This window comes from Bifidobacterium sp. POST2/T3 (B1), assembly GCF_058197115.1.
The window spans coordinates 1-6,194 of record NZ_JBVPQK010000149.1; the positions used below are offsets into that span (position 1 = coordinate 1).

The window sequence follows — 6,194 nt, forward strand, 5'->3', positions numbered from 1 at the left end:
GCCAAGATCGGCGTGGCGGGATCCATCATCGGCGTAGCCATCGGTTCCATCGTCTCTGCCGTGGCCTCGCAGATCTATAAGAATGTTTTGGAAGCCTCTGGCCAGAAGCTGCAGGAGTCCGTGGGCGGTAGCGCCGACCAGGATGATGACGATTCCAGAACTGAATCGAGTGCCGATTCAGCCGCCGATGGACAGACCACGACGTTGCCGGCCCAGGGAAAGGGTCATCGAAACAATTCAAGCAATATTGCCGACGGATCGACCCAGGTAATGGCCCCGGTAGATGGGTCCACCCAGGTCATGCCTACGGCCGGTGACGAAGAGTCGGCAGCCAAGACCGGCAGAACCATTTCGTCAAGCAATGGACCACGAACCCATACAGTTTCCATTGCAGCAACCAGTAAGAAGAAGCTGGATCAGCGCCGGCGCAACGTCATCATTGTCTCTGTGGTCAGCGCTCTGGTGGCCGTACTGCTGTCCGCCCTGGCCATCAATGCTCTGACCAAGGGCGAAGGCACAGACAAGGTGGTTCGCAACGTGGTCAGCCCACCGACAAGCCAGGTGGTAACCCCTAACCAGGATGAAGAGACCCCCTCCAAACCGGTGCAGCGGACAGAGGAGCCCGAATATCAGTCCACCCCGAGTACCCCTCAAAATCAACCTTCGGGAACGAATCAGAACCAGGGCAACGAAGAGGGATCCGGGCAAAGTCAGCAGCATGGAGGCAACCCTACGAGCTCGCCTTCGCCGTCTGCCGACGCGACCAGCTCCACACCCAGTCCCTCAAGCACGACTTCAACACCACAGTCGTCACCGATGACAACGACCAGTCCCTCGCCTCATAACTGACGAACGAGCCGGCGAGGCACACCCATTCCATCATGTAATGTGACTAGGGTCACTTTTGGGCGGTCCAAGAGGACCGTCTCGAAGGTCCCGGTCCTGAAGGCCGGATCAGCAATGAGAAAGGTGTGTATATGCGCAAGGTTCTGTGCTCTCCAGGCTCCTATGTTCAGCAGGAGGGTGCCATGGGAAAGCTGGCCGGAGAATATGCGACTCTGGGCACCAAAGGCGCCCATCTGATCGTCGATCCGGTCATCGACGGGCTCTACCACGACGACATTGTCGCCTCCTTTGAGCACGATGGGATCCCCTACGAACTGATGAAATTCGGCGGCGAGTGCTCCATGGAGGAGATCGACCGTCATCGTGCCCATTTGGGCGGCAGTGACGCGGTAATTGGCATCGGCGGCGGCAAGACCTTGGATACCGCCAAGGCTGTGGCCCACTTCGCCCATCTGCCGGTCATGATTGTGCCCACGGCAGCCTCCTCGGATGCGCCTTGCTCAAGGCTGTCCGTGCTCTATACGCCTGAGGGTGTCTTTGACCGTTATCTGCCCCTGCCTGCCAACCCCAACGTGGTCCTGATGGATACCGACGTCATCGCCAAGGCTCCGGTGCGCTTCCTGGTATCAGGGCTGGGCGATGCCTTCGCTACTTACTACGAGGCCGCCGCCTGCGTGCAGTCGAACGCCGTGACCATGACCGGAGGCCACGCCACCATGGCCGCCTTTGCCCTGGCCCGTCTCTGCCGCGATACCCTGCTGGAGGATGGGGTCAAGGCCGTGGCCGCTGCCAAGGCCGGTGTGCGCACAGCTGCGCTGGAGAAGATCATCGAGGCCAATACGCTGCTGAGCGGTCTGGGCTTCGAGAGCTCTGGCCTGGCTGCAGCCCACGCCATTCATGACGGGATGACCGCCCTGGAGGGCACCCACTCCATGCTGCACGGCGAAAAGGTGGCCTTCGGCACCCTGGCCCAGTTGGTCCTTGAGGATCGGCCTCTGGAGGAGACCCGCGGGGTCTATGACTTCTTCCGCAGCGTGGGTCTGCCCACCTCCCTGGAGCAGATCGGCATCGGCCAGGCCAGCGAGGAGGATCTGCTCAAGGTCGGCGAGCATGCCTGCGGTCCCGACGAGACCATGGGCAACATGCCCTTCGAGGTGACTCCCACCGATGTGGCTCACGCCCTGCGCGCAGCCGATCAGCTGGGCAAGCAACTCTGAGTCCTCTTGCTCTGATCTTTCTTTGAGATGCCAAGCGACCGTCGGCATGGAGTCGGCGGTCGTTTTATTTTTCCCGACGTTGCATTGGTCACCCTTGAAGCGAGCTGGCGGCCTTTCGTATGGCTTCCTCATCTGGGCATGTGGCTGGACCGGGCTGAGTAGTGGAAAGCGCTCCTGCACAGTTGGCCAGTATCAGTGACTCCTCGATGGGCAGGCCTTGGAATATGCCAGCACAAAGGACGCCCGAATGGGCATCGCCGGCACCGTTGGTGTCTATGGCACGAACCTGTGGGGTGGGAATGTACTTGATTTGCATCGCATTCTTGGGCTGGCAGTACCAGGCACCGCGAGCGCCGGCCCTAAGAACCACCGGACTGTCCAGTCTTAGCGAAAGCGAGCGGCAGAGGGATTCCAACTCGGTTACGTCGCCAGTTTTGGGTTGGCACCTCAGACGTTTCGCCAGGATTGGTCCCTCGCGTTCATTCAGCGACCAGATCGGATGCAGTCCGTTGACCGCACCAAACACATCCAGGTCAATATTTGCCACCATGGGTCCCACATCGAAGAGTACAGGAAATCCCTCGTCCTGGTGTTTTTCAGCAAAACCGACCAGGCTTCGGGTATTGTCCTTGTGACAGAAGGAATATCCGCTCAGGTAGATGACATCGCCAGGAACCAGATTCATGCTTTCGTAGGTGCCCTCCGGTACGCGGGTCTCTGCGCCCCTTGCTGAAACAAAGGTGCGTTCGCCGGAGGGTTCGATCATGGCTACCGAGTATCCGGTATCGCAGTCTTCCAGAACAGACCCTTGGGCGGGAACTTGAAGGGCGGCAAGGGCCACACGGACCATGTCCGCCATCGGACCTGTGCCAATCGCCCCCATGTAGGCTATGGGCGCTCCCATCTGCCTGGCTGCGCGAATCACGTTGTATCCGCCGCCAACCTTTATGGCACTTCGTCTGGCGAAAATGTCCCCTCCACGCTCCGGGAGGTGGTCGATGTCCATGCTAAGGTCAACCACCACCTGACCCAGATGGAGGATGCTGGGTTCAGTCATGGCTCTTGCTCCCCACCGCCACGGAATCCTTGGAGAGGAGGTGCAAAATGGCGTAGAGGATTCCTCCCAGGAGGAGGGATACGAGCCATGCTAGGCCGTTCCTGCCCAGGAAGCTGCCGGACAGCGGTCCTGAGAACCAGACTTCGTTCTTGGAGACCTGGGCCGTCACAAACAGAAAGCCGACGACTATCCCCACCAGCCAGCTGATGATGGCTGGGAGGTTGACTCCGTGCCAATACCAGTATGGGGAATCTGCTTGAAGGTTCAGCAGGCCGTTAGAATCGTAACGCTTGCGGAAGATCATATCTGACAGGAAGATGCCTGCCCAGGTGCTCAGTGGCACTGCCAGCAGGGAGATGAAGGTGACGAAGGGGCCGTAGAATCCGTCGGAACCCAAGGTAAAGTACAAGGCTCCGCAGGTGGTCACCACCACATCGACCACGACCGCATAGACGCGGGGGATTCTGATGCCCAGGGTGATAGTGGTCAGGCCGGCCGAATATACGGAAAGGTTGTTTGACATAAGCAGGCCTGCAAATGCGGCAATCAGATAGGGGATTGAAACCCATGCAGGCAGAGCGCTTCGAACCGCGGCGACAGGATCGGCGGCGGAGGCAATGGTGGAGTTGCCTGCGGTCAGGACCGATCCCAGGCCGATGACCACGACCAGGGGGATGCCGGCGCCTGCCGCTGCAGTCAGGATCAGAGAGCCGGATTTCACCGAGGTCTTCTGGTAACGGGCCATGTCTGCACCGGAGTTGACCCAGCCGATGCCCGTCCCCGCAGCTATGGTGCCGACGCCAATCAAGAAAGCACTGGCTGAGCCGGGGGCATTGCCGAGGAAGGAGGACCAGTCGACGGTCGTGGCCAGATAGATGGCCACTAGGAGTGTAAGGGCGCCGAATATCCAGGTGGCCCACTTCTGCACGGTGAGAATGAAGGCATGACCGGCGGCTGAGACCACCACGGTCAAGGCCACGAAGACGGCAATGCAGACGAAGGTCAGGAGGGGGGAGCGCTTGGCATCGGCTGAAGTACCGAAGATGATGGCGATCAGGGAGAGCAACGCAAAAGCGCCGGTCATCGTGTTCACCGTCTCCCAGCCCAGTCTGGACAGCAGGGCCACCAGCGTGGGGCCTGCATTGCCTCTGACGCCGAAAATGGCCCGGGACAGGGTCAGCGTGGGCGCGCCGCCTCTTCTGCCGGCTATGGAGATGATGCCGACGAGGGCGAAGGATCCGAAGGCTCCGATGATCGTGGCGAGCACGGCCTGCCAGAGGTTGAGGCCCTGGGCAATCAGGGTAGCTCCCAGAGGGATCCCCAGAATTGAGATATTGGCGGCGAACCAGACCCAGAAGAGCTGTCCGGGCGATCCGTTCCTCTGGTCCTCGGGCACGGGTTCGATGCCCCTTTGCTCGACTCTGGAGAGGATGGTGCCCTCCCTTGGTGCAGTTGACATGGATTGTCTCCTTCGACTCAAGATGTACTGGATGTAGTGATGACTTGTCTGTTCAGTCCTGTGGTGTGGTCTGGGTGGACCCCATGGTCTTGGGGGGGGGGTTGAGTGGATTTTACATTGTTGAGTTCCTGAAGGATTCGACGGTATCCGTTTTGCGCTTTGCTACCTTAGGGCAATCAGGCCACGGGCAGTTTTCTGCAGATCCAGGTGGGATACCGAAGCTACATGGGAGCAGAGTGCAGGGTCGAAGACCTCGGGACCGGTGCACGCGCCGGTCATTGCGCCGGTCATTGCGGCGATGGTGTCCGTATCGCCACCAAGGTTGACTGCAGTGAACAGAGCCGATTGAGGATCGTCGGCAAATCTCCAGGCCAGGGAAAAGGCGGCTGCCACAGACTCATTGGCCTCGACCGAGGTCCCGCAGTCTTCAATGAGGTGACATTCGAAATCGTCCTCATCGCTGAATTCCTCAGATAGCCGTATTGCCTGGCGAGCGCGTGCGGGGACCGATGCCTTTGGAGTCCAGGCCCCGGACGTTTCCATGGCGGGTACCATACGCAAGGACTCGTTCAGTGCATGGCGAACGGTCATCCCCTCAAGCCCCAGGCTGACTGTCGTAGCGATCAGCGCAGCACTTTGGAAGCCTGCGACCGTGTCGTGGGTGACCTGGCAGGACTCGTAGATGCGATTGGCCAGTTGTCTGGTGTCCTCGGGCCTGTTGGCTATGCCTACCGGAGTGACTCGCATGGCGGCTCCGTTGGTGGTGCCGGTCCTTCCTGTGGTCATGATGTCCGCGCCCTGGCGAACCTGTTCCAGGGCCAGCTTGGTGGATGGTCCGAGCAAATCGAGCGATCCACGCGACTTCATGTCATCCTCCCAGGCCAGAAGACGCTTGGCAAACTCTTTCGGATCGATGTGTCCCTTACCCTCGATAGTCAGTTCCGCCACGATCAACGCCTGCTCGGTATCATCGGTTACAGACCCTGCAGGCATACCGGGAGCTATGGGCTGATCCGGAATGGCATCGCAAAGGGTGTGGATCCTGCCGTAGGCCTCATGTATTGCTGCAGGACTCATGCTCTGCGTGGGCATGCCCAACGCGTCCCCTAATGACAACCCAGTAAGCGCGCCCAGTGCGCCCTTTTCAGTTCTGGTCATTGTTGTACAAGCCTCCGGAGTCGTTGCGATGAGCCTATTGATCTGTCTGCAGATAGACTGCGACATTTTTAATCAGAATCATTGTAAGGCCCCTGGAAGATTGTCAGTACGACGGATGCAGCAGGCATGATTCGCACGGAAGAATGGGGAAATGAACGAGCTCCACCCAGTGGAGTGGGAGATAAAAACATTGCAGGCAGGCTGGGGTTAAAGACTTGATCGAGATATCGAGATGTGTGTTCTATATAGTGCAGACGGCCATTGAACGGGATCGTCCGTCTACGCCGTACTGGAGTTTGGCAGTGCTGTCTTGGTCCAGGCTGCAACATATGCAAGGGCATTGGATATAAAAAAGAATCCCGAGGTGACCTCGGGATTCCATCTGTGGAGCTAGGGGGATTCGAACCCCCGACCTTCTCCATGCCATGGAGACGCGCTACCAGCTGCGCCATAGCCC

Annotated in this window: 4 protein-coding genes, 1 tRNA gene and 1 pseudogene; 2 read left to right on the forward strand and 4 right to left on the reverse strand. The window is 59.2% G+C overall.

Annotated elements, in window-relative coordinates; genetic code table 11:
- Positions 1–849, forward strand: a pseudogene (locus AC0AP0_RS07660) (hypothetical protein); the annotation flags it as partial.
- Positions 850–977: 128 nt separating this feature from the next.
- Positions 978–2,063 carry a glycerol dehydrogenase gene (locus tag AC0AP0_RS07665; protein ID WP_490430033.1) on the forward strand — a complete coding sequence of 362 codons (1,086 nt, stop codon included), beginning with the start codon at positions 978–980 and terminating at the stop codon, positions 2,061–2,063.
- 88 nt (positions 2,064–2,151) lie between these two features.
- On the opposite strand, the gene AC0AP0_RS07670 is transcribed toward AC0AP0_RS07665, so the two are convergent.
- The 4 genes from AC0AP0_RS07670 to AC0AP0_RS07685 form a co-directional block, all read right to left on the reverse strand.
- Entirely contained in the window at positions 2,152–3,120 is a 969-nt protein-coding gene (locus tag AC0AP0_RS07670) for a PfkB family carbohydrate kinase (RefSeq protein ID WP_144176957.1), read from the reverse strand.
- Entirely contained in the window at positions 3,113–4,579 is a 1,467-nt protein-coding gene (locus AC0AP0_RS07675; RefSeq protein WP_490430035.1) for a purine-cytosine permease family protein, read from the reverse strand. Before AC0AP0_RS07675 ends, AC0AP0_RS07670 begins: the two co-directional genes overlap by 8 nt.
- A gap of 162 nt (positions 4,580–4,741) precedes the next feature.
- Positions 4,742–5,737 (reverse strand): ADP-ribosylglycohydrolase family protein, encoded by a 996-nt coding sequence (locus AC0AP0_RS07680; protein WP_490430037.1) that lies wholly within the window; start codon positions 5,735–5,737, stop codon positions 4,742–4,744.
- A gap of 385 nt (positions 5,738–6,122) precedes the next feature.
- A tRNA-Ala gene (locus AC0AP0_RS07685) sits at positions 6,123–6,194 on the reverse strand.

Coding starts and splice junctions, on each gene's coding strand:
- AC0AP0_RS07665 (WP_490430033.1), top strand. CDS start 978: ATGCGCAAGGTTCTGTGCTCTCCAGGCTCCTATGTTCAGCAGGAGGGT.
- AC0AP0_RS07670 (WP_144176957.1), bottom strand. CDS start 3,120: ATGACTGAACCCAGCATCCTCCATCTGGGTCAGGTGGTGGTTGACCTT.
- AC0AP0_RS07675 (WP_490430035.1), bottom strand. CDS start 4,579: ATGTCAACTGCACCAAGGGAGGGCACCATCCTCTCCAGAGTCGAGCAA.
- AC0AP0_RS07680 (WP_490430037.1), bottom strand. CDS start 5,737: ATGACCAGAACTGAAAAGGGCGCACTGGGCGCGCTTACTGGGTTGTCA.